Here is a 21,821-nt window from a genome sequence, read left to right as displayed (position 1 = left end):
AAAAACGCCATAACCCTCTCTTCCGCCTCGGGGTTGCTATGCTCCGAGACTTCAGCCTATTCTTCGGCAGCCTTTAACTCCTGAAAGCTGGTATAACGCTCCATACTGGGATAGGGGAAAGTAACGTGGTTTTGCTGAGTTGAAGTCGCCGGGTTGCGGAGCAAGTTAATGACAAGGTAACACCTAGCGCGGTTCCTAGGGTACAAGGAGCACTACTGCTGTTGTATGTCGCGCAGTGTCTTAAAATAGATATAAGGCTGAGAAGCAGAGGCCAGCCACTAGTGTCTGTTGTTCATTGATACTTTGTAGGCTATTTCTGAAAACCTACACAATAGTCTACACAAACGATACAACGGTCCGTAGACTATTTTATGATTTTTCCATAATAGTCTACAAAAATGGTGGTGCAAACTAGCATCATCTTGCGTAGAAGCCATTTCCACCCAAGCTATACTGTATGCCCGCTCCCTACATCGGCTGCTCCGGCTTTTCCTTCCGCGACTGGAAAGGCGTGTTTTACCCGCCCGACGTGCCGCCGCGCAAGTGGTTTGAATACTACTGTACCCACTTCAACACCCTGGAGCTGAACGTGACCTTCTACCGGATGCCGGAGCTGAGCTTCTTCGAGAAGCTCTACCAGCAGAGTCCGCCCGAGTTCCGGTTTGCCGTGAAGGCCCCACGGCAGGTGACGCACTACAAGAAGTTCAACGCCGAGGCCGAGCCGATTCTGGCCGAGTTCTACGCCACCATCCGGGAAGGACTGCAGGACAAGCTCGGACCGGTGCTGTTTCAGCTGCCGCCCAAGGCTGCCTACACCGACGAGCTGTTTCAGCGCCTCGTGGATAACCTGGACCCGGCTTTCGACAACGTGGTGGAGTTTCGGCACCCGAGCTGGTGGGAAGGGGAGGTGTTTCAGCAGTTGAGTCGGCACAAGATTTCCTTCGTGGGCCAAAGCCACCCCATGCCGCTACCCGACGAGGCCGTGGCGACTACCAACCTGCTCTACTACCGTTTCCACGGCGTGCCGGAGCTGTATAAGTCGGAGTACAGCGTGGAATTCCTGCAGCGCATTGCCGACGAAATTGCGGTCCTTCCCAACCTGCAGCAGGTGTATCTGTACTTCAACAATGGCATCGGCGGCGTGGGAGTCGGCGACGCGCAGAAGATGCAGCAACTGCTAGGAGGCAAGTAAGCGTAGAGCAGGAGTGGTGGTATGCCTCGCGTCTGTCAGCCTTTGTAGGGCGTACGCCAGATGAAGGACGACCGAATAAACAACGTCAGCTCGTGCGGTGCCTTGCTTCCGCTACTCCTCCAGCTTTTGAAAACAGCTTTATCCAGATGAAAAAGCAGCTTTACTCCGCAGCATTCTTATTGGGGATGCTTACCCTGCAGCCCGAAACCAGTCAGGCCCAAACCACCGTGACGGGCACTATCGTCAGTGGCGGCATTACGCGCGAATACCGTGTGTACGTGCCGGCGGCTTACTCGCCGAGCAAGGCTGTACCGCTGTTGTTCAATCTGCACGGCTACGGCTCCAACAATCTGGAGCAGGAGTTCTACGGCGACTTCCGGCCCATTGCCGACACGGCCAACTTCCTCATTGTGCATCCCAACGGCACTATTGACGGCACCGGCAGCCGCTTCTGGAACACGTTTGTAGCCCCCGGCTCCGGCGTCGACGACGCGGCTTTTCTCTCCGAGCTGCTCACCAATCTGCAAAGCCGCTACAATATCGACGCCGACCGGGTATACAGTACCGGCATGAGCAACGGCGGCTTCATGAGCTACGAGCTGGCCTGCAAACTCAGCAACCGGGTGGCGGCCATCGGCTCAGTAACGGGCAGCATGGTGCAAAGCCGCCAAAATGCCTGCACGCCCCAGCACCCGGTGCCCGTCATCGAAATTCACGGCACCGCCGATGGCACCGTGCCTTACACCGGCAACATCCTGTTTATTCCCGTGCCGGCGGTGGTCGACTATTGGGTGCGTTTCAACGGCTGCTCTCCTACACCGGCGTTTACGGCCGTGCCCAACACCAACACCGCCGACGGCAGCACGGCCGAGCGCTACGTGTACGGTGGCGGCCGCAACGGTAGCGTGGTTGAGCACTTCAAAATCATTGGGGGCGGGCACACCTGGCCGGGTGCGGCCGTCAGCATTGGCGTCACCAACCAGGATATCAGCGCCAGCCGGGAAGTGTGGCGCTTTTTGCGACGCTACCGGCTCAGTCAGCTCAGCACCCCGCTGGGCACTGCCAAAGCCGGGGCTGAGTCGGAAATTACCGTGTACCCCAATCCGGCCACCGACGAGTTGATGGTGCGGGCCGGCAGCCGCAAGTTGCGGTCCGCGCAGCTTACCGCTACCGATGCGCTGGGCAGAGCAGTGCGCGTGCCGGCCACCCCCACGGCCGACGGCGCCCTGCGAGTTTCGACCAGCACCTGGCGCAGCGGTGTGTATCTGCTGCGCCTCGATACTGAGGGCGGTAGCCAGTATCAGAAAGTAGTGAAGCCGTAACGGCTCGTCGGGCTCAGTATAGCACAAAAAAGGCCCCGGACGTGTGCATCCGGGGCCTTTTTTGTGTTGCTAACCAACAGGTGAGTCGCTGTAGCTAGTCTTTCTTGGTGTATTCGGCGTGCCGAACCGGGTCTTTCTTCTTGTCCTTCTTGCGACCAATCAGGCCACCAGCTGCGGCTCCGGCCACGCCCCCGATTACCGCGCCTTTCGTGCCACCTACTACGGCACCACCTACTACGCCCGCGCCGCCGCCAATAGCTGCACCTTTGGCTTTTTTACTCCAGCCTTTCTTGGGTTCAGTCTGGGCCTGGGCTTCGGTGAAGGTGCTGCCGAGCATAAATACAGCCAGCAGCATGGTCAGATATATCTTGAACGTTTTCATGACGTTTGAATTTAAAGGTGATGCAATAGAACTATGAGCTTGAAACGAAGCTGGGCCGCGCAGGGTTGCGGTAAGCTTTTCGGCCTGGTATGCGTATAAATTTCCGGGCTTTCTTAACCGTATTCTGCGTATGAATTTCTGGTATATCGGTTGCTCCGGCTTTCATTACCGGCATTGGCGCGGGGCGTTTTACCCCGAAAAGCTGCCCCAGCGCCGCTGGTTCGAGTTTTACAGCCAACACTTCAACACGCTGGAGCTGAACGTGACCTTCTACCGGTTTCCCCAGCTCTCCTTCGTCGAAAACTGGTATGCCATCAGCCCCGCCGACTTCTGCTTTTCGGTGAAAGCGCCCCGGCTGATAACCCACTATAAGCAGTTCAACGACTGCGCCCCGCTGCTCGCCGATTTTTACGGCACTCTGCGCGAAGGGCTGCGCGAAAAGCTCGGGCCGGTGCTGTTTCAGTTGCCGCCCCGCACGGCCTATTCCCAGGAGCGGCTGCACCGAATTGTGGAAAGCCTCGAACCGGGGTTTACCAACGTGGTGGAGTTTCGGCATCCGAGCTGGTGGCATGAAGAGGTATTCCAGGAGCTAAGCCGCCACCGCATCAGCTTCTGCGGGCAGAGCCACCCAGCCTTGCCCCCGGCTGTTATTGCCAACACGCCTGTGCTCTACTACCGGCTGCACGGCGTGCCCGAGCTCTACAAGTCGCCGTATGCCGAAGCCGAGCTGGAGCAGCTGGCCGATAGCATCGCGCAGGAGTCCGGCGTGCAGCAAGCTTTCATCTACTTCAACAACGATATCGACGCCTCCGCTATTCGCAATGGCCTGCAGCTACGCGGCTACCTGCGCGTGGGGCCTCAGTAAAGACACCAAAAAAAGGCCCCGTTCAGTAAAGAACGGGGCCTTTTGACACTAAGTCCGCACGGTGAATCGGTACTAGTTGCCGCCTGCCTTCGTCTCTACGGCACTCTGGTCGGCGGGAACGGCCGGCGTGGCCGGCGCTGCAGCGGTGGGCGTCTTCACGTACTTTTCGAGCCAGGTGTTCATTTCCCAGAGCGTGTGCATGATGGACTCGCGGGCGGAATAGCCGTGGGCCTCGAAGGGCAGCACCACGTAGCGCACGGTGGCGCCGTGGCCTTTCAGGGCGTTGTAGAACCGCTCACTCTGCAGCGGGAAAGTGCCCGAGTTGTTGTCGGCCTCGCCGTGAATGAGTAACAGCGGCGTCTTGATCTTATCGGCGTAAGTGAAGGGCGACATCTGGTTGTACACTTCCGGCGCTTCCCAATACGTGCGCTCCTCGGCCTGGAAGCCAAAGGGTGTGAGCGTACGGTTGTAGGCGCCGCTGCGGGCAATGCCGGCCCGGAACAAATCGGTGTGGGCCAACAGGTTGGCCGTCATAAATGCGCCGTAGGAATGGCCCATTACAGCCACCCGCTTCCGGTCAACCACGCCCAGGCGGGCGCCTTCGTCGATGGCGGCTTTAGCGCTGGCCGTCAGCTGCTCCACGTAGGTGTCGTTGGGCTCTTTGGTGCCTTCGCCCACAATCGGAATGCTGGTACCCTGCAGTACGGCGTAGCCCTGTGTAACCCAGTAAATGGGCGAGCCCCAGCTCAGGCGCGTGAAGGCGTAGGGCGAGCCTTTCACCTGGCCGGCGTTGGCCTTGTTCTTAAACTCGACCGGGTAAGCTTCCATCAAGGTGGGCAGCGGGCCGTCCTCTTTCTTGTAGCCGTAGGGCAGATACAGGTTAGCAGTCAGGTCAACTCCGTCGGCGCGCTTGTACTTGAGTACCTGCTTGGTGAGGTTGCCCACGGCTGCGTAAGGATTCACAAACTTGGTCAGGGCCGTCAGCTTGGCGCTTTTCACCTCGCGTAGGTAGTAGTTCGGCGTTTCCTGCTGCGACTCGCGCCGGGTGAGCAGGTGGCGCTTGTTGAGGTCCAGAATCGTGACGGGTACTTCGTAATACGGGGCTTCGGAACGCCACCAGCGGGTACTTTTCTTGGACGCTACATCCAGCTCGTCCACGAAGGGCCGGTCGCCTTCCGGCGATGCGCCAGTGCCGATGAAGTACAGCGTTTCGCCCTTGGCATCGGTCGCCAGCACCTCGTTGCCGGTGATGTTGCGCTGGGTGTAGGGCGTGCCGGGGTTGGTGTAAGTATCCTGCGACGAGCGGTCGAAGAGCACGGTTGGCGCGGCCTTGGTGGTGGGGTTCAGCGTCCAGGTCATTTCCTTACGGTCAGCCCAGCGGTAGCCTTCTACCAGCGCCAGGTTGGCATTGCCCCAGTGCATGTCGCGGAAGCGCAGCGGCAGGGCGGCCAGCTCCTGGGGCTCGGTTTCAAACGGGGCGGCCAGCGTAAAAATCTTGTCGCGCACCAGAGCCGGGGTTTTCGGGTCGCCGCCGTCCTGGGCTTCCACCCAATACAGCGTCGAGGGCGCGTCGGCGCGCCAGTCATGGTGGCGCTGCCCGGTAGGCACGGCGTCGAAGCTGCTAGGTACGTTGTCGGCCAGCGGCAGGTCGGCCAGGGTTTTCACCAGCAGGCCTTCCATGCTCATGATATCCACCTGCAGCGGAAAATCGGAGTAGGGCAGCGTATAGGAATAAGGGCGGTGGCGGGTTTTGATGAGGGCGTAGCGGCCGTTGGGCGAGGGCGAAGCCTGCTGCACGATGCCGGGCTGACCCAGGGGCTGCATCCGGCCCGTCACGGTCACCTTTACCACCTGGGCAGTGGCGTAAAACTCGAACAGCTTCTCGTCGGTCGGGTTTTTTAGCAAATCCTGGTAGGTGCGGGCCGGGGCCTTGCGGCCGATATTCTCCTGCACCGTGGGGCCCATGGGCACCGGGCTCAGAATAGGGGTGTCGCCGCGGCCGCCCACGATGGCGCGGGCCAGCAGCGTCTGGCTATCCGATACCCACTCGAAGGACTTGCCGAAGACGTTGTTCAGAAACAGGTTGGGCATCAGCCGGGCCGAGGCCGAGGCTACATCCAGAATCCACAGCTCCACGTGCCGCTCGGACGTGTGCGTGAAAGCCACCTTCGTGTTGTCTGGCGACCAGGTTACTTCGCTGATGCGGGCTTTAGCCGGCAAGCCTTGCACCAGCAGTTCCTTGCCATCGGGCAGGTGCTTGAGCCGGAGCTTGGTGATGTAGCTCACCCGGCTCGGGCCGTTGGTCTTGGGATTGATGCGCAGCCCGCCGATGCGTAGCTCCGGCTGCGACAAATCTGCAATGCCGGGCATGTCCTGGTTGTCGAGTAGTAGCAGCCATTGCCCGTTCGACGAAACGCTTACGCGGGGCGTGCTAGGTGCATCAGCCAAGGCCGCAATGGACTTGGGCGGCGTCTGGTACTGCAGATCCTGCGCCGAGCCAGCCAGACTACAAAAAGACAGGGCCCCAAAAATGTACAATAATTTCATAGAGAACTTGTAGTGGGCTCCGGGGAGCAATCCGAAAAAGCTGCGTAAGATACGATAACACAAGCTGCTATGCGAGTAGTTTCCGCCGCCGATACAAAGTTAGCATTTTTGCAAAGCTGGATTTTACCAATGTAGCTACTTTGGTTGCGACAGTCATTTTGCTTAAAAGTACAATTGCCGCTTATCCTGTCGGCCTCCTACAGCTTCTACCTCAGGGGCATAAAAAAAGTGGCCAGCTACGGGAGCTGGCCACTTTTAGGAGGTACTCAATCTGCTGCGAGGCAGATACCGGGGAGCTTATTTACGACGCGGGGCGGCTTTCTTTACCGGCGCTTTTTTCACCGGGGCCTTCTTCACTGGCGCAGCTTTCACCGGCGCGGCAGGAATCTCGGGGGCTACACCATACTTCGTCTCAGCAGGATTCGGGTCACCGGGCAGGTACACATCGAACTCTACGCGGCGGTTGATGGCACGACCGGCTTCGGTAGCGTTGTCGGCAATCGGCTTGGTTTCGCCGTAGCCATGCGACACGATACGGTCGGCGGCAATACCCTTGCTGAGCATGTAGGTGCGGGCCGAGGCGGCGCGGGCATCCGACAGACGCAGGTTGTAGGCATCATCACCCTTGTTGTCGGCGTGGGCCGAGATGCCCAGCGAGTAGTCGGGGTAGTCGTTCAGGATTTGTACCAGACCATTCAGGGTTGGGAACGAAATCGGCTTCAGGGTCGCCTTGTCGAACTCGAACTGGATGTACTTGGTAGCTTCCTGCAGACGCTTCTTCTCTTCCACCTTCATTTCTGGGCAGCCTTTGTTCGAAGCCGGACCGGGACGGTTCGGGCAACGGTCGAGGTAATCCGGAACACCGTCACCGTCTTTATCGAGTGGGCAGCCGGTAGCATCTACAGCTACACCAGCCGGGGTGTCGGGGCACTTATCGGCCGAGTCAATCACGCCGTCGTTGTCAGCATCTGGGCAGCCTTTCAGCTCAGCCTTGCCGGGGGTATCGGGGCAGGCGTCGTCGCCGTCGCGCACACCGTCACCGTCACGGTCGGGGCAGCCTTCCAGCGCCGCCAGGCCTTTTTCGGTGGGGCACTTATCCTGGTAATCCGGAACACCGTCGCCGTCGCCATCGAGTGGGCAGCCATTGGCATCCACGGCTACGCCGGTTGGAGTGCCGGGGCACTTGTCTTTTTTGTCGCCTACGCCGTCACCATCGGTGTCGACTACCTGGCCGAAGTTGAATGTGAGGCCGGCAGTGTGCTGCAGGTAACGGTCGTTGATGTGGCCTTTCTCCGTGATGCCGTCAATCTGGTCGGTCAGGATGTAGTGCTGGCCGGTTTGCACGAAAGCCGACAGGCCGGGCGTGAAATTCAGGCGGATACCCGCTGCACCGTGAATGTCGAAAGCGTACAGGTCACGGTTGTCAGGGGCTCCACCGTTGGCTTTAAACCGGTCGGTGCTGGCGAAGAAGATACCAGGGGCCAGGCTCAGGTAAGGAGCAAAGAAGCCGTCTTCCTTCAAGGCCCAGCCGTTGTTCAGCTTCAGCGTTACGGGAATGCCGATGTTTACCACGTTGGCCCGGAAGCCGCTGGTTACCTGGGTCAGGTTTTTGGGGGGCGTAGCGGAGTACGCCATTTCGCCGTAGCTCAAATCCAGGCCCAGATCGATACCCGGCGTGATGTAGCGGCCAATTTTCAGGCCCGCGCCGAACTCAATCTTGTCGTTTTTGAACCACTCGGAGCCATGGTCGCCGTGGTACTGCAGCGTGGAGCCGTAGAGACTGATGCCGGTTTTCTTCTCGGCGCTCTGACTGTAACCGTTGTGTGACGCGCCGGCCAGCAGCGCCACCCCCAGCGCCAGGGCTTTCGGGGAGGTAAGGTGTAGTTTCATATGTAGAACAAAGGTTGGGAAAGCACGAATGCCCTCTATGGTGGTGTCGCTATATACCTGACGACGCCGGATAAGGTTGTTCTCTATTCTCCGATCTAATCTGAGTTATGTACCAACGGGCCACCGGCAAGCCCCGCTGTTTCGGATTACCGAGCTAGTGTTGAGCTTACTCGATACGCCGGTTGTGCTGCTGCCGGCAGAGCTGATTAGATGGAATGCGTTGCATACAGTGTGTTGTGTAAGTATCTGTTAATAAATGGATTGTATTGTTGTTGGGAGGTACGGCAAAACGCTTGAGTCACCTCTGGCCCAGCAGGCCGAACGGCGCGCGAAGAGCCCGGCAAACCGGCAGCCCGCGAAAGTTTTACGACCTGTTCAGTTGCCTCTTTTGATCCAAAAAAGATGTTTAGTCAAGCTGGTCAGGCTCCGGTTTGTCAGCGCAATATGCCGAGCCGGACAACAGCCACAGGCGCTAAACCAACAACGCCTCACTCGGTGCAGAATGAGGCGTTGCGGGTAAAAAGAAGCAGCTGTTGGGCCTGCGTTGAACTAATAGCTTAGCCCAACGCCGTGCTTATTGGCACGGCACCCATCAGGGTTTTATGAATGGGGCACAGCTCGGCCACGCGCAGCAGGCGCAGGCGCTGCTCCTCACTCAGCTCGCCCTGTAGCTGTAGCACGCAGCTGAGCTGGGTAACGGTGTGCTGCTCGTTGCGCTCAAACGATACCTGGGCTTCGAGGCCCGTGAGGGGCCACTGCTTGCGGGTGGCATACATGCGCACCGTGATGCAGACGCAGGCGCTGAGTGAGGCGGCCAGCAGCTCACCGGGCGTGGGGCCCTGGTTGTGGCCGCCATTGTCGAGGGGCTCGTCGGCCAGCAACTCGTGGCCGGTGTCGGAGCTGATGCGCGTCAGGTAGGGCTCGGGGCCGCTACGGCCGGTGAGGGTGGGCATGACTGGTGGCGCTAGTGGTTAATAGGAGCTTCGATAACGATAAACTTGCTTTCCTGGCTGCAGGCAATTTGCACCAGGTCCGTGTCCCAGAGGCCGATACTGTCGCGCTTGTTCAGCAGCTGGCCATTCACCGTCACTTCGCCTTCCATCAGAAATACGAACACGCACTTATTCAACGGCTTCAGGGCGTAGTCCACGGTCTGGCCCTGGTCGAAGTAGCCCAACGAGAGCTTAGCGTTCTGGTTGATCCAGACGTGGGCCGTGCCTTCCTCGTTGCTGACGATGGTAGTAAGCTGGTTTTTGCGCTTTTCGGCCGGAAAGCTGCGCTTCTGGTAGCGCGGCGTCACGTTCTGGAGTTTGGGCTCAATCCAGATCTGCAGGAAGTTCACCTCGTCGTCGCCGATGTTGTGCTCCTCGTGGCGCAGGCCGCTGCCAGCACTCATGATCTGGACCGAGTCGGTAGCCACTTCCTCGCGGTAGCCCATCGAGTCGATGTGGTTCATGCGGCCGGCCAGCATCACCGAAATGATTTCCATGTTGGCGTGGGCGTGTAGGCCAAAGCCATTGCCGGGCTTCACAAAGTCGTCGTTGAACACGCGCAGCAGGCCAAAGCCGGTCCGCTCGGGGTTGTAATAGTTGCTGAAGCTAAGCGAAAAGTTGCTTTGCAGCCAGCCAATGTCTTTCAGGCCCCGCTCGGCGGCCCGGATGATGCGGTGATTCATAGGTTGAGTGTTAGTTGCTGATTGTTGATTGCTGGGAGTTGATTGATAAGGCAGCTGTTCGGCTTGCAGGGTTTTCCATTAGCAAGCAACCAATAACAATCAACTCCCAACAATCAACAGCCAACCCTACTCCGGCAGTTGGGCTTCGAAGGCAATGTCGGCTACGCTCTTGCGTTGGCGCGGGGCTTTTTCGCGGCTCAGAAAAGGCTCTTCCAGCTGTTCAGCCTCGCCCTGGTAGCCCAGAGCAATCATCACGGCGGGCTGCAGGCTGTCGGGGAGCTGGAAGGTTTGCTTGGCCTTGTCCCGGTCGAAGCCGCCCATAAAGTGGCCGTGCAGGCCCAGGGCCGTAGCTTCCAGAATCAGGTTGCCGTTGGCCAGGCCCAGGTCGTGGAGGGCGGCGCCGTTGGGCGTACCGTTGTCGTACTGATTTTTGGCCAGGGAAAGCACCAGTACGGCGGCGTTTTTGGCCCAGGGCTGGTTGCCGGGCATCAGCACGTCCACCATTTTCTGGAAGTTCTCGGTATCGGTGCGGTGGGCGTAGATGTAGCGCCAGGGCTGCTCGTTCATGGCGCTGGCAGCCCACGACGCGGCTTCAAAAACCTGGCCCAGGGTTTCGGGGGCAACGGGCTGGGAGGTAAAGGAGCGGGGGCTCCAACGTTGGCGAATCAGCTCGTGCACGGGGTAAGTAGTGGGGGCAGTTTTCATCCTAATTGTTGATTGTTGGGAGTTGCTTGTTAATTGTTGGGAGTTGTAAACCTAAGTCAAACTTGATTATTAGAGGCCGAGTATACCGTAGCCATCAGCCTATGCCTAACAAACAACCATCAACTCCCAACAATCAACAACTTACAGCGACATGGGCACATCCATCAGCAGCAGCTGGGCCTGGCTGTCGGCCTGAATGCTGAGCGTATCGGTGTCCCAGATGCCGAAACCGTCGCGGCGGTGCAGTTTTTGGCCGTTGATGGTCACGTCACCTTCCAGCACGAAGGCATACACGCCGTTGCCAGCTTTCTTGACGCTGTACTCGGTGCTGAAACCCGGGTCGAAGTCGCCGAGGCTAAACCAGGCATCCTGGTGAATCCAGACGCCGGCATCAGTGGACGAGGGCGAAATTACCTGCTGGAACTGGTTGTGACGGTCTTCGGAGCGGAAGCTTTGCTGGTCGTAGCGGGGTTGCACGCCTTTCTTGTTGGGAAACACCCAGATCTGCAAAAACTTTACTTCCTGGTCCTTATTGTGATTTTTCTCGCTGTGCACAATGCCTGTGCCGGCACTCATCACCTGCACGTCGCCGCGCCGAATAATGCCGTGGTTGCCCATGTTGTCTTTGTGCTCCAAGTCACCGGACAGCGGAATGGAAATAATTTCCATGTTGTCGTGGGGGTGGCCGCCAAAGCCCATGCCGCCCGCTACGGTATCGTCGTTGAGCACGCGCAGCACCCCAAAGTGGACGCGGCTGGGGTTGGAGTAGCCCGCGAAGCTGAAGGTGTGGTAAGAGTTGAGCCAGCCGTGACTGGCGTGGCCCCGGGAGTCGGCAGTATGAAGGACGGTTTGCATGATAAGGGGAAGTAAAGTCGAAGGTTGAAATATTAGCTGTGTGCTGACTTATGTACATACATATATTGAGCCGTAAAGTTCAAAACCGGCCGCAAATGAATGTTTGCGGCCGGTTTCGGCGGGTATGGCAGTATGCATAGCCGGGCTGGCAGGGTGGGCCGGGCAATATGGCAGGCGCTACGGCTGATATAGTAGCAAAGCTGTTGAGGGATTAAAATACAACGCCATGTCGGCCAACGTCCTAGCTAGCTTCGTCAACAGATGTATTTGCATAAGCTCTGTAATGCAAAAAACCGTACAATGCTCCTGTTAATCCATAAACTATTATTAGTGGCAGAATTTCCTTTTTCCTCCATAAAGAATTAGTTGCCACGGCAACAACAAAGTATCCGAATACAGCACACAGAGTGCTTATTAGGATTGATGCAGTGTAGGTTAAATTATATTTGAAAAACTTTTTATGAATGCTAAATACAGCAAGGCTGACGGCAATGTATACAAGCCCAAAACAAACGGCTTCTATGATAGGTGAAATTAAAAGAATGCCAACTTGCTGTCTCCAGGGCCTTTCAAGATATGTGCGCCAATATCCCCAGGAAAGTCCAGGAAACAGTATGCGAAAGAAGGAGGCCGCTATAATACAGCGCAGAACGATGGATATGTGTTTCAAGAAGTTTATCACAGTATTTTAAAAATACTAAACTGTAAACAAATAGTATTTCTTGTTGATGCGCGAGCAGTAGAGCTGACGGACCATGGCGGGCCGGGCCTTTCTATTACTGCTTGACGAAGCGCTGGGTACTTTGCACATTGCCCTGCCCATCGAGCACCTGGGCCAGGTACAGGTCAGGCGGCCAGGCCGCCACGGTCAGCGTAGTGCCCCCGGTCGGCAGCGGTAGCCGGGCCAGCTCGCGCCCCAGCATATCGAGGCAGCGCACTTGCTGGCCGGCACTATACTCGGTGGGCCGAATAGTGAGCTGCTGGCTGGCCGGGTTGGGGTAGAGCTGCACTGGCGCGGCGGATTGCCTACTGGAAGCAGCTAATGGCGGGCAATACAGCTGCATAATGTAGCGCCACAGCTCAGTATCAAAGGAGGAAACGGCGAGCTTGGGCAAACCGGCCGACTGACCCTGCCGCACCACTACGAGGCCCAAGCTGGGTGCCACGTATATTTTCTGGTCATTTTTGCCCAGCGCCGCAAGCATATCGGGTGGGGCGGTGGGCACCAGTGGGCCAGAGAAGGTGAGCTGCGACTGGGGCAGTTGGTAGGAGCTTTGCCCGTTGAGCCACCACAGGTAGCCATACGAGCGGTTGAAGCTCTGGGAAGGCGTGGTCATGCGTCGGAAATAGGCTGTGTCGCGCAGAATGGCGGTGCCGTTCCACTGGCCTCGGCCGAGCACCAGCAGGCCGAAGCGGGCCATGTCGCGGGCCCGGCTGTAGTACACGTAGTTGCGCCACAGGCCCACCATGCCGATGCGGCTGCCCAGCCGCTGGTTAGTAAACTGCGTGCTGGTGAGGCCGCTGGCAGTGGCAATTTCATCCTGCAGCAGGCGGTAGGCGCCGGTGTGGTAGGCCCAGCGGGTGGCGGCATCGGTGCGGTAGCGCAGGCAGGTGGCCACGGAGCTTTCGTTGTCGCAGGGTGGGGGCGGGGTATCGTCGAGGCCGGTAGTCATGCTTAACTGGTGGCGCAGCCGGATCAGGCGCTCCTTCGCGGCGGGAGCCGTCGTCCAGCCCCGGCCCAGAAAGCGGGAGGTGGTATCATCGATGCTGAGCAAGCCTTCCTGCTGGGCTAGGCCCACGAGCACCGCCGTGAGCGACTTGCCAGCCGAGGCCCAATACCACACCGAATCCTGGGTGTAGGTGCCATAATATTGCTCAATAGCCAGCCGGCCGTCTTTAAGAATCAGAAAAGCCTTGGTATGCTTGCGCTCTAGAAACGCCAGCAGCGAATCTTGGGCGGGCTGGCACCAGCCCAGCGACTGGGGCGTCACGGTGGCCCAGGTGTTGCCGCTCAAAGGTGGGTAGTAGAGCTGCTGGGCCGAGGCCGCCCGGCCGCCCGGCAGCAGCAAGAGCAGCAAAGAAAAGAGGAACAGATGGCGCATGGCAGGGGCTGTGAGCTGCTTAAACAGATGGTCGGGCGCTACGTTTAAGCAGCGGGTAAGCTCAATAGCAGAAAAGATATGCATAATGCTATATTTGGGACTCAATTCTTATGTTTTTATACTTTTCCGTTAGATAGTAAGTAGTATTATCTCATGCCCTATTCTTCCTCCGTTGTATCACGGCTGGCGCCCACGCCCAGCGGCTATCTGCATCTTGGCAATGCCGTCAACTTTATCCTGACCTGGCTGATTGTGCGCCGGGTCCACGGCACGCTGCACCTGCGCATCGACGACCTAGACCGTGCCCGGCTCCGGCCCGCTTATCTGGAGAATATCTTCCGCACCATCGAGTGGTTGGGCATCGACTACGACCACGGCCCCAGCGGCCCGGAGGATTTTGAGCGCAACTTCTCGCAGCTCTACCGCCTCCCCGAGTACCAGCACTTTCTGCGGGAGCTGGGCCAGGTGCCCGACCGGCTGTATGCCTGCACCTGCTCCCGCACCGAAATTCTGGCCCGGTCGCCCAGTGGCAGCTATTCGGGCGCGTGCCGAGGCCGCCACCTGTCGCTCGATACGCCCGAGGCTGCCTGGCGGGCCCACGTACCGGCCGATACGGTAGTGCATTTCACCGACCTCTGGCAGGGGCCACTGGCCATCGAGCTGACCCGGGAGCTAGGAGACTTCGTGGTGCGCCGGAAAGACGGCGTGCCAGCCTACCAGATCGGCTCCATCGTGGACGACGTGCAATTGGGCGTCACACTGCTGGTGCGGGGCGTCGACCTGCTGCCCAGCACGGCGGCGCAACGCTGGCTGGCGGCCCAGGTGCCCGAGGCCGCGCCGTTTCTGGCGGCACGCGTGCTGCACCACCCGCTGCTGCCCGACGCAAGTGGCAACAAGCTCTCCAAGTCGCAGCAGCAGCCCCTAGACCGGGGCATCGTGGCCGAAGCTGCGCTACCCCGCCCGGTGTACGAAGCCGTGGCCCGGCTGCTAAATTTGCCGCCGGAGGCCGGCCGGTCGTTGCAGGCGCTGCAGGCCGCGTTTGAAAATGCAGCTATTGGCTAAGGCGGTTCAGAAACCCTGCACTTGGTCCGGCTACTCGAAAACGATGGACTTGACCTCAGCTTCCGTCGAGTAGATGTAGAATTTGGAGGCCTTTTTACCGTCTACGGCAAGCGTGTAGGTTACTTCCGGAGTGGTGCCGGTATAGGTTGTGGAAGTGGCAATTACCTGGGTTCCGTCGCACAGACTGAGTTGGGTGGCCGCCCGGCCATTGTCCAACATCTTCACTGTGATTTTCTGCATCGCCGGCATTTTGCTTACGTCGGCAATCAGGCAGTTGAAATCGGGGTTGGCCAGCTGCACCTTACCAGTAGCGCCGCGCATAGTGGCGTTGGTAGAAGCGGGGCACTGCAGCACACCGTTGACAAAGTCGCTGCTCACGATAGCCGAGCCAGTAAAGTCCAGCCCGTTGAACGTTAGGTTTTTATTGCCCTGCACACTGGTAGCGGCAAAATCAATGGTGAGAGGCAGCCGCAGCTCAACACGCATGGGCGGCACGATGCCTTTGTCATCATCGGCGCAAGAAGTAACGCCGGCCATTGTGGCGCCGGCAAGTGCGGTTAGGATAAGCAAACGGGACAGCAGCATATAGATGAAATAGAGGAATGGTGAAAGATGAAAGTAGGTCGCAATATAGCTGGGCTTGGTGGGTTGGCCCGTTTGTAGCCACGGAAGGCATTTTTGCAAACACAGAGGCAGTGGTTAGCGCAGCTCTTTCTTGAATTCCTCGGCCCAATGGTCGGCCAGGCGGGTGGGCTCGGGTAGCTTGTAGCCGCGCAGGCAGGCCAGGGTGAGGCGAGTAGCTGTGGCCTGGTCGCAGCGGTGACCGGGGCTTACAAACAGCGGCAGCACCTTGTCTTTGGAGCGGATAACCTCGCCCAGCAGCTCGCCGCTTTTATCGGTGAGCGGGCTGATACTGCCCTTGGTACTGGCCGGCTCCTGAAACGTACCGGTCAGCTTTTGCTTGGCCACCCCGAAAGCGGGCTTATCGAGCATTACACCAATGTGAGCGGCAATGCCCATGCGGCGCGGGTGCGCAATACCGTGGCCATCCACCATGATGATATCGGGTTTCTGCTGCAGCTTTTCGTAGGCGCGCAGCACGTTGGGCGCTTCCCGAAACGACAGAAAGCCCGGAACGTAGGGCACTTCCACCGGCCCCACGTTCCACACCTTTTCCACGACTTCGAGGGACGGAAAGCGCAGCAGTACAAACACCGACAGAATGGTTTCGGGAGTAGGAAACGATGAGTCGCAGCCGGCAATAAACTCGGGCTCGTAGGGAAGCGGCAGTAGCTTTACGTGAGTGCGCAGCTCCTGCTGGGTTTGGGTGAGCTCCCGCACAAGCTGCGGGTCGGCGGGCGGGTGATAGGGATGGTACACGGTGCAGTGGTGAAATAGTGAGTGGTGAGTTTTTTTCGTTCGGGGAACAGAGAAGATTTGGGGCGCAAAAAAGCCCCGCCTGCTATACGGCAGGAGCGGGGCTTTGGCAATGGCAGTCTTTTCGGCAGCGGGTTCAGCTTGGGTTAAACCGTGGCAGTTGCTTCCGTTTCGGCGGCTACGCTTTCCTGCTCGGCAGCTTCGGCGGCGGCTAGCCGGGCCTGCCAGCGCGGGAAAAACAGCAGCTGCCACTGAATGAAAACCCAGGCCAGAATCATGGGCACGGCCTTGATTTTGTAGGTGTCGAACACGCCGCTGCGAATGAAGTGGGGGTAAATATCGGTGGCGGCCAGGGACGTAAACAGGGCCACCAGCACAAACAGCGGCCAGGCCAGCGGCGTGCTACGGCGGTAGTACAGAAACCAGAATACGAAGCCCGAAACTGCAATAATGAAGGTAGGCGACTCAGCCATCTGGTTGAAAATGACCACAAAGATCAGGATGGAGGCCACGTAGAGGCGGCGGTAGTGGGTATCGGTCCAGCGCCGCCAGTAGGCCAGGGGCAGCAGCAGGGCCACCAAGCCCGTGAGCTGCACCGCACCCTTCGACAACTGCAGGCCAAACCAGGTTTCGAGCACGCCCATCAGCGACAATTGCACGCCGGTGGCCGAGGCCCGCACGATGTCGTACCAGCCCTGGTAAATCATCTGAAACTCGGACCAGCTTACTACCAGCAGCGGCGAGAAGCCCAGCAGCACCAGCCACAGCGCGGCCCAGAAGCTGTTGCGAAAAAAGCCCGGATAAAACAGAAACAGCAGCCCGATGCCAACGCCGTAAATCTTGATGAGAAAGGCCAAAGCAATGCACAGGCCGGCCCAGATGGGCTTTTTGTTTTCCAGGTTGAGGTAGGTCCAGAGCATGAGGCCCACCAGCAGGCAGTTTGCCTGGCTGTTGTGCAGCGCCGTCATTACATCCAAAAACACCAGCAGCAGAAACAGCAGCTGCCGGCGCGTTTCCGGGAATAGTCGTCGGGCCGCCGTGTAGAACACCACGTTGTTGAGCACGTTCCAGAGTAGCAAGCCCAGCCAGTTGGGCATCCAGGCAAAGGCGCCCATAAACAGGGCGAAAACCGGGCTGTACTTGTAGGTGTCGTAGTAGTACTCGGGGTATTCGAGGTAGAGGTTTTTACCTTCCAGCAGGTTGAAAAACGGCTTAACAAAGATCAGATAGTTGTTAATCGTATTCTTGAAGTAGTGCTGGAAGCTCACCACCACCGTCACAAAGACGTAGAGGGCCACCACGAAGCGCGGCGTGAGCAAAAACCGAGAAAGCCGGGACGTACGCATAGGGCGAAGCAAAGCGGATGGGATTGGGGGCAAAAGTAGTCGGAATTGCGGCGCGCCCACCGCTGCGGGCCAAAAAGCCAACCCCCGACCGGCCCCGCGCGTTAGGAGGCAAGCCCCCGGCTGGGCCCACTTTGCCCGCCATCGGCTTCATCCATGAAAAAACCTGAGCAGCCCGCCAGCACCGGTTCCGGCCCTTTGTTCGAGCGCCGCTACTGGATTGATATCGAAAAGCCCACGTTGTCGGCCGAAGAGCTGATGGAGGCCATCCAGTGCAACGTAGAGTTCTACTCGCCCGATTTGCTGGCCGAATTCGAGAAGGTGAAGGGCGAAGACCACCGCCTGCGCAAGGGCGACGAGTTTGCCATCAAAATTCTGGGCCCTTGGAACGGCTCGGTGCGCGTGACGGAGGTAACGAAGGATTGCTTTGAGTTTATCACCCTCGAAGACCACCCCGAAGCGGGCCGCATCCGGTTTGCGGTAGAGCCCCTCGGTAAGGCGGGAGCCAGCGGGCTGCGCTTCGAAATTCATTCCTGGGCCCGTTCCCGCGACGGGCTGGTGGCCTTCACCTACGACACGCTGGGTATGGGCAAGCGGGTGCAGCAGCAAACCTGGGAGTCGTTTTGCCAACGGGTAGCCCAGGCCAGTGGTGGCCACCACGGCCCGGTCGAGGTCGAAACGATTGAACACGATAAAGACTCGGCCGAAGCCCAAGCCCATGCCTAATCCTACTACCGCCACCAAGCCGCCGCTCTGGGAAGTGCAGCGCGCCCGTCTCGAATCCTTCGGCAAGGCCCAGGTCAACTTCGACCTGGAGCGCACGGCCGAGTATACCGCCGAAAACGGCTGGCGCATCGACGACTACGAAATAGAGCTACCCAGTGAGCAGCCCGGACCGCCCGCCGAGCACGGCCCCTGGCAGGCCGGCCAGCAGATTCTGCGCAACTACACCTTCCCGCCCTCCGACCTGATTACCGGCATCTTCGTGCCCGACGCGCCCCTGGAAAACCGCACCATGGTGCTACGGGCCCAGTTCCTGTTCTTCACCTTCTGGTTTGGCGTGCGCATCGGCGGCGTCACGGACGAGCGGCGCACCCTGCCCGACGGCACCCAGGAGCAGGTGTGGGGCTACAACTACCGCACCCTGGAAGGCCATTTCGAGCGGGGCCAGATTGAGTTTACGATTCACAAAAACCTGAGCACGGGCCGCGTCGTGTTCCACATTCACGCCTTTTCGCAGGTGGGCCGCATCCGCAACCCGTTCTACTGGCTGGGCTTTCGGCTGTTTGGCCGGCCGCTGCAGCGGCGTTTCGCCCACGAGTCGTTGCGGCGGCTGCGCGAGCAGGTAGACGAGATGCTGCGCACCGGCGCTAGTGCCAACCGCGCATCCGACGCTGCTGTTGCGCTACCTGCTGGCGCACTTCCGCCACAATAGCCGAGTCGGGCTGGTGCAGCACGTACACGGAGGTGCCGTTTTCGCGCGCCAACGGGTTTTGAATACGCCCAATGAGCTTATTGGAAGCAAAATGGATGGCGTCATCGGCCTCCAGGGCATCTTCGGTTACCAGCATCACCACTTGCAGGCTGTCGAGCGGCGGAAACCAGTAGGCGTAGTCGGCATTGTAGGAAAGCGCGGCGGGCATGCGGCCGTGGTTGTAGAAGTTGAGCGCCCCGGCCTCGCCGTAGTTGTCGGTGATGATGAGCAGATGGCGCTGCTGGTCGGGCGTCAGCTGCTGGTAGCCTTGCAGCGCCAGCCCCGCCATGTCGCGCCAACTGATCATGTCGGCAAAATCCTGGGGCAGCGGGTGGTTTTTACCATCTTCCCAGCGCAGCAGCCCCAGCTTTTCGTAAGCGCCGGGGTTTTGCCGGATCTGCTCGGGCGTTTTTAGCGGGAAGGCCACCAGCAGCATCGGCAGAAACAGCACAGCTATTAGTAACAAAGCCGCCGGCCGCAGGTAGCGCCGTTGCCAGCCGCCGGGCCAGGCGGCCTCCAGATACACGCTGCCAAAGGCCAGCAAAATAGGGTAGAGGCCAATGGCGTAGTAAGCTTTAGCCCGCATGGCTGCAAAAAGCACCAGCGTAATGAGCACGGCCAGACCCACAAATCGGTAGGGCCGTAACGGGGCGTAGCGCCCAAAGCCCACGAGGGCGGCTATCAGCACGAAGCTGCTGTTGAGAAAGAACAGCAGCTGCTCCTTAAAAAAATCGGCCCGCTCGACGTGCACCAGCTGGCTTTTCTGCAGCTCCTGCATGTGCCAGACTACCGGCCAATGGTGCTGGTACTGCCAGAGCAGGTTGGGCAGAAACACCAGCAGCGCCACCAGCACGGCCAGATAGGTGCGGGGCCGGGCCAGTAAGCGGCGCTGGGGTGTGAGCAATAGGGCCGGCACCACACCCGCAGCCCAGAACACCAGGTTGTACTTATTGAGCATGCCCAGCCCCACCACTGCGCCCAGCGCCACCAGCCAGCGCCGCCGGCCATCCTGCACCACGCGCAGCAGGCAATAGTAAGCCGCCGTCCAGGCCAGCACGTCGAAGGAGTTGGGCTGAAACAGCAGGTTGAGGCGTAGTAGCACCGAGAACAGCACGGCCACGCCAGCCAGCACCTTGGCATAGAGGCCGCCGCCCAGCGCGTGTACCGCTGCCCACACCACAGCCAGCGTGAGGGCTCCAAACAGCGCCGGAAAAAACCGCACCCAGAACTCCGAATTGCCCAACAGCTGAATCAGGGCGGCTACCCAGGCCGACAGCGGCGGTACCGACACATAGCCCGCCGCCAGGTGGTTGGCCTGGTCGAGGTGCAGAAATTCGTCGCGGTGCAGCTCGTACACGGGGTGTGCCAGCACATACTGCAAGCCGATTTTGACCAGGATAAAAGCCAAGAGCCAACCCAGATACAGTTTGGCGGCGGGTGGGGCGGAAGCAGGCATACAGGGCAGATGGATAGTAAGCGGCCCAAGATAAGCAGGAGCAGGTCCTCCACTTTCCCCGACTTCCGCGGCTACTTTGTTTCCCTGTTTTTCTCTTCCCGGTTATGCTCTCAACCAGGCCGTAAGCAGCCGCCACGGCCACATCTCTGCCGGCGAATAAGCTTGACCTGGCCCTGCTGTAGCCGACTTCCGGCGCTGCCAAAACAGCTAAGGGCCCTACTCACGATTTTGCGTGGTAAAGCCCTTTATCTAGGTAGAAACGTCGTTTTAGCGCTTAAGCGTAGCGGTGCTGCGGCTGTGGCTGTGGCTGTGGCTGTGGCTGCTGTTGCAGCGGCTCGTGCGGACGGCGGCGTACAAACAAGCCGGTGCAAAAACCGCCGAGCAGGAGCATGGCATACGCGAAGAGGTGCATGTTATTGAAGTGCCGCTTGTGGTAGGCAATAAACTCGCTGGCTCGGTCGAAGGCCTGCATTACCATGTTCTGGTCGGCGTCGGAGTGGCCGGGCGGAGATATATAATCGAGCGAGAACTCACCAGCTGTGTTCTGGGGCACCGGCATGCTTTCAAAGGATGGCATCACGCTGGCCTGCAGGCTCACCGGGTCGTAGTAGAGGCGGTAGTAGTTTTTGCCGATAAAGCCCTTGTGCCAGAATTCCCAGGTATTGTCGTAGCCCGCCTCGATGGTGGCGCTGGCCGCCAGGGCAAACAGCGCCGACTCATTGAGCTTTTCCTCGTTCGACAGGTTTTCGGGGTACATCCCGGTGGCATAGCCCTGAAACAGTTTGATGCGCGCTTTCAGGCCCCGGCAAGCATCTACGGCGGCGGTGCCGGCATTGCGGTGGTCGGGGTGGTCGTCGGGGTTATAGCGCACATCAGGGTCCAGGGTGTTGAGGCGGAAGTTGTTGGTGTGGCGGGTTTCAGCCACAATAATGGCTCGCACGGTAGCTACCAGCTCGTTCCAGCTGGTGTAGGTCGAAACTCCATCAATGGTGCGCAACGGTAGCGGACGGTGGTGAAACTGGTCGATCAGCGTGGTGCTTTGCCAGTCGGCCACATCGGGCATCCGAATAAAATAGTGAACCGCGTTTTCGTAGCTGTATTTCGTTATCAGATGCTGATTGATCAGGACTCGCCGGCCTTTGTGCAGGCTGTCGGCACTGGCTACGGCTTGGTTGGAGGCAAAGCTGCTTGAGCGTACCGCCCCACTTTCCCGGGCCCGGAACAGCGGAATAGTGCCCCGCCCACCGATGCGCAGACCCTGGTCGCCGGAAGTTAAGTAGATGAACACTACCCGGTTGTCCGGATTGGTCAGATCCTGGTAGGCATCGGGGTTCATAAACAGCTGCCAATCGTCGGGGTGGCCGTTTACATATACTGTAACATTGCCGGCAACTGCCGGCTGGCTGGCCAGCAGTACTAGCAGCACTAGCAGGTTCCGTAGAAGCTTAGCCATGGGTAAAAAGCGGAAAAATGCGGAAATCCCCCGTCAACTGGTGTCAATGCAGGCAGCAAGTCAGATGAACTAGCTCAGCCTCACCGCCGAGCTTGGCCGGTCAGGCTAGCGTCGGGCAAGC

20 protein-coding genes are annotated in these 21,821 nt (G+C 59.1%); 6 read left to right on the top strand and 14 right to left on the bottom strand.

Annotated elements, in window-relative coordinates; genetic code table 11:
- Window positions 1-457: 457 nt before the first annotated feature.
- Window positions 458-1,192 (top strand): DUF72 domain-containing protein, encoded by a 735-nt coding sequence (locus tag LGH74_RS17505; protein ID WP_226177612.1) that lies wholly within the window; start codon window positions 458-460, stop codon window positions 1,190-1,192.
- A gap of 185 nt (window positions 1,193-1,377) precedes the next feature.
- Window positions 1,378-2,514, top strand: a complete 1,137-nt coding sequence (locus tag LGH74_RS17500; RefSeq protein WP_226177611.1) for an extracellular catalytic domain type 1 short-chain-length polyhydroxyalkanoate depolymerase — start codon at window positions 1,378-1,380, stop codon at window positions 2,512-2,514.
- A 94-nt stretch (window positions 2,515-2,608) separates the two neighbouring features.
- Here the strand turns inward: LGH74_RS17500 and LGH74_RS17495 are convergent, their stop codons facing one another.
- Entirely contained in the window at window positions 2,609-2,896 is a 288-nt protein-coding gene (locus LGH74_RS17495; RefSeq protein WP_226177610.1) for a YMGG-like glycine zipper-containing protein, read from the bottom strand.
- Window positions 2,897-3,026: 130 nt separating this feature from the next.
- Here LGH74_RS17495 and LGH74_RS17490 point away from each other — a divergent pair, with 130 nt between their 5' ends.
- Entirely contained in the window at window positions 3,027-3,761 is a 735-nt protein-coding gene (locus LGH74_RS17490; protein WP_226177609.1) for a DUF72 domain-containing protein, read from the top strand.
- A 72-nt stretch (window positions 3,762-3,833) separates the two neighbouring features.
- Here LGH74_RS17490 and LGH74_RS17485 read toward each other — a convergent pair whose 3' ends face one another.
- From LGH74_RS17485 to LGH74_RS17440, 8 genes are all read right to left on the bottom strand, one after another.
- Window positions 3,834-6,308, bottom strand: a complete 2,475-nt coding sequence (locus tag LGH74_RS17485) for an alpha/beta hydrolase family protein (protein WP_226177608.1) — start codon at window positions 6,306-6,308, stop codon at window positions 3,834-3,836.
- A gap of 297 nt (window positions 6,309-6,605) precedes the next feature.
- Window positions 6,606-8,198: an OmpA family protein gene (locus LGH74_RS25020; protein ID WP_284439292.1), complete on the bottom strand. Its 1,593-nt coding sequence runs from the start codon at window positions 8,196-8,198 to the stop codon at window positions 6,606-6,608.
- A gap of 557 nt (window positions 8,199-8,755) precedes the next feature.
- The gene (locus LGH74_RS17465; RefSeq protein WP_226177607.1) at window positions 8,756-9,151 is read right to left on the bottom strand and encodes an OsmC family protein; all 396 of its coding nucleotides are present in this window, start codon (window positions 9,149-9,151) and stop codon (window positions 8,756-8,758) included.
- An 11-nt stretch (window positions 9,152-9,162) separates the two neighbouring features.
- The gene (locus LGH74_RS17460) at window positions 9,163-9,873 is read right to left on the bottom strand and encodes a pirin family protein (protein WP_226177606.1); all 711 of its coding nucleotides are present in this window, start codon (window positions 9,871-9,873) and stop codon (window positions 9,163-9,165) included.
- Window positions 9,874-9,999: 126 nt separating this feature from the next.
- Entirely contained in the window at window positions 10,000-10,578 is a 579-nt protein-coding gene (locus LGH74_RS17455) for a nitroreductase family protein (RefSeq protein WP_226177605.1), read from the bottom strand.
- Between the two features lie 141 nt (window positions 10,579-10,719).
- Window positions 10,720-11,433 carry a pirin family protein gene (locus tag LGH74_RS17450; RefSeq protein ID WP_226177604.1) on the bottom strand — a complete coding sequence of 238 codons (714 nt, stop codon included), beginning with the start codon at window positions 11,431-11,433 and terminating at the stop codon, window positions 10,720-10,722.
- Window positions 11,434-11,674: 241 nt separating this feature from the next.
- Window positions 11,675-12,103 carry a hypothetical protein gene (locus tag LGH74_RS17445; protein ID WP_226177603.1) on the bottom strand — a complete coding sequence of 143 codons (429 nt, stop codon included), beginning with the start codon at window positions 12,101-12,103 and terminating at the stop codon, window positions 11,675-11,677.
- A gap of 106 nt (window positions 12,104-12,209) precedes the next feature.
- Complete coding sequence (locus LGH74_RS17440; RefSeq protein WP_226177602.1) at window positions 12,210-13,619, bottom strand: serine hydrolase domain-containing protein; 1,410 nt, start codon at window positions 13,617-13,619, stop codon at window positions 12,210-12,212.
- Between the two features lie 69 nt (window positions 13,620-13,688).
- On the opposite strand from LGH74_RS17440, the gene LGH74_RS17435 reads away from it, so the two are divergent.
- A complete protein-coding gene (locus LGH74_RS17435) occupies window positions 13,689-14,597 on the top strand; it encodes a glutamate--tRNA ligase family protein (RefSeq protein ID WP_226177601.1) in 909 nt (302 codons plus the stop codon).
- Between the two features lie 30 nt (window positions 14,598-14,627).
- Here the strand turns inward: LGH74_RS17435 and LGH74_RS17430 are convergent, their stop codons facing one another.
- The 3 genes from LGH74_RS17430 to LGH74_RS17420 form a co-directional block, all read right to left on the bottom strand.
- On the bottom strand, window positions 14,628-15,182 hold the full coding sequence (locus LGH74_RS17430; protein WP_226177600.1) for a hypothetical protein: 555 nt from the start codon (window positions 15,180-15,182) through the stop codon (window positions 14,628-14,630).
- A 114-nt stretch (window positions 15,183-15,296) separates the two neighbouring features.
- Window positions 15,297-15,977: a deoxyribonuclease V gene (gene nfi / locus LGH74_RS17425; protein ID WP_226177599.1), complete on the bottom strand. Its 681-nt coding sequence runs from the start codon at window positions 15,975-15,977 to the stop codon at window positions 15,297-15,299.
- A 143-nt stretch (window positions 15,978-16,120) separates the two neighbouring features.
- Window positions 16,121-17,320, bottom strand: coding sequence for a glycosyltransferase family 87 protein (locus LGH74_RS17420; RefSeq protein ID WP_226177598.1), 1,200 nt, complete (start codon window positions 17,318-17,320; stop codon window positions 16,121-16,123).
- Between the two features lie 153 nt (window positions 17,321-17,473).
- Here LGH74_RS17420 and LGH74_RS17415 point away from each other — a divergent pair, with 153 nt between their 5' ends.
- Entirely contained in the window at window positions 17,474-18,043 is a 570-nt protein-coding gene (locus LGH74_RS17415) for a DUF1990 family protein (RefSeq protein WP_226177597.1), read from the top strand.
- Window positions 18,036-18,752 carry a DUF1990 domain-containing protein gene (locus LGH74_RS17410; protein WP_226177595.1) on the top strand — a complete coding sequence of 239 codons (717 nt, stop codon included), beginning with the start codon at window positions 18,036-18,038 and terminating at the stop codon, window positions 18,750-18,752. The genes LGH74_RS17415 and LGH74_RS17410 overlap by 8 nt, the downstream gene beginning before the upstream one ends.
- Here the strand turns inward: LGH74_RS17410 and LGH74_RS17405 are convergent.
- Together LGH74_RS17405 and LGH74_RS17400 are read right to left on the bottom strand one after the other, a co-directional pair.
- Window positions 18,688-20,247: a glycosyltransferase family 39 protein gene (locus LGH74_RS17405; protein ID WP_226177593.1), complete on the bottom strand. Its 1,560-nt coding sequence runs from the start codon at window positions 20,245-20,247 to the stop codon at window positions 18,688-18,690. The genes LGH74_RS17410 and LGH74_RS17405 overlap by 65 nt on opposite strands.
- A gap of 274 nt (window positions 20,248-20,521) precedes the next feature.
- Window positions 20,522-21,700: a PIG-L family deacetylase gene (locus tag LGH74_RS17400; protein WP_226177591.1), complete on the bottom strand. Its 1,179-nt coding sequence runs from the start codon at window positions 21,698-21,700 to the stop codon at window positions 20,522-20,524.
- Window positions 21,701-21,821: the final 121 nt, after the last annotated feature.

Source organism: Hymenobacter lucidus (assembly GCF_020447265.1).
Taxonomy (GTDB): domain Bacteria; phylum Bacteroidota; class Bacteroidia; order Cytophagales; family Hymenobacteraceae; genus Hymenobacter; species Hymenobacter lucidus.
Note: the sequence above shows the minus strand (reverse complement) of the source record. Positions and strands in the feature narration are given on the sequence as shown.

What these genes read in the sequence shown, in the direction of transcription:
- LGH74_RS17455 (WP_226177605.1), bottom strand. Translation starts at nt 10,578, where the DNA reads ATGAAAACTGCCCCCACTACTTACCCCGTGCACGAGCTGATTCGCCAA.
- LGH74_RS17405 (WP_226177593.1), bottom strand. Translation starts at nt 20,247, where the DNA reads ATGCCTGCTTCCGCCCCACCCGCCGCCAAACTGTATCTGGGTTGGCTC.
- LGH74_RS17435 (WP_226177601.1), top strand. Translation starts at nt 13,689, where the DNA reads ATGCCCTATTCTTCCTCCGTTGTATCACGGCTGGCGCCCACGCCCAGC.
- LGH74_RS17450 (WP_226177604.1), bottom strand. Translation starts at nt 11,433, where the DNA reads ATGCAAACCGTCCTTCATACTGCCGACTCCCGGGGCCACGCCAGTCAC.
- LGH74_RS17415 (WP_226177597.1), top strand. Translation starts at nt 17,474, where the DNA reads ATGAAAAAACCTGAGCAGCCCGCCAGCACCGGTTCCGGCCCTTTGTTC.
- LGH74_RS17495 (WP_226177610.1), bottom strand. Translation starts at nt 2,896, where the DNA reads ATGAAAACGTTCAAGATATATCTGACCATGCTGCTGGCTGTATTTATG.
- LGH74_RS17430 (WP_226177600.1), bottom strand. Translation starts at nt 15,182, where the DNA reads ATGCTGCTGTCCCGTTTGCTTATCCTAACCGCACTTGCCGGCGCCACA.
- LGH74_RS17400 (WP_226177591.1), bottom strand. Translation starts at nt 21,700, where the DNA reads ATGGCTAAGCTTCTACGGAACCTGCTAGTGCTGCTAGTACTGCTGGCC.
- LGH74_RS17420 (WP_226177598.1), bottom strand. Translation starts at nt 17,320, where the DNA reads ATGCGTACGTCCCGGCTTTCTCGGTTTTTGCTCACGCCGCGCTTCGTG.
- LGH74_RS17490 (WP_226177609.1), top strand. Translation starts at nt 3,027, where the DNA reads ATGAATTTCTGGTATATCGGTTGCTCCGGCTTTCATTACCGGCATTGG.
- LGH74_RS17440 (WP_226177602.1), bottom strand. Translation starts at nt 13,619, where the DNA reads ATGCATATCTTTTCTGCTATTGAGCTTACCCGCTGCTTAAACGTAGCG.
- LGH74_RS17465 (WP_226177607.1), bottom strand. Translation starts at nt 9,151, where the DNA reads ATGCCCACCCTCACCGGCCGTAGCGGCCCCGAGCCCTACCTGACGCGC.
- LGH74_RS17410 (WP_226177595.1), top strand. Translation starts at nt 18,036, where the DNA reads ATGCCTAATCCTACTACCGCCACCAAGCCGCCGCTCTGGGAAGTGCAG.
- LGH74_RS17505 (WP_226177612.1), top strand. Translation starts at nt 458, where the DNA reads ATGCCCGCTCCCTACATCGGCTGCTCCGGCTTTTCCTTCCGCGACTGG.
- LGH74_RS17500 (WP_226177611.1), top strand. Translation starts at nt 1,378, where the DNA reads ATGCTTACCCTGCAGCCCGAAACCAGTCAGGCCCAAACCACCGTGACG.
- LGH74_RS25020 (WP_284439292.1), bottom strand. Translation starts at nt 8,198, where the DNA reads ATGAAACTACACCTTACCTCCCCGAAAGCCCTGGCGCTGGGGGTGGCG.
- LGH74_RS17485 (WP_226177608.1), bottom strand. Translation starts at nt 6,308, where the DNA reads ATGAAATTATTGTACATTTTTGGGGCCCTGTCTTTTTGTAGTCTGGCT.
- LGH74_RS17460 (WP_226177606.1), bottom strand. Translation starts at nt 9,873, where the DNA reads ATGAATCACCGCATCATCCGGGCCGCCGAGCGGGGCCTGAAAGACATT.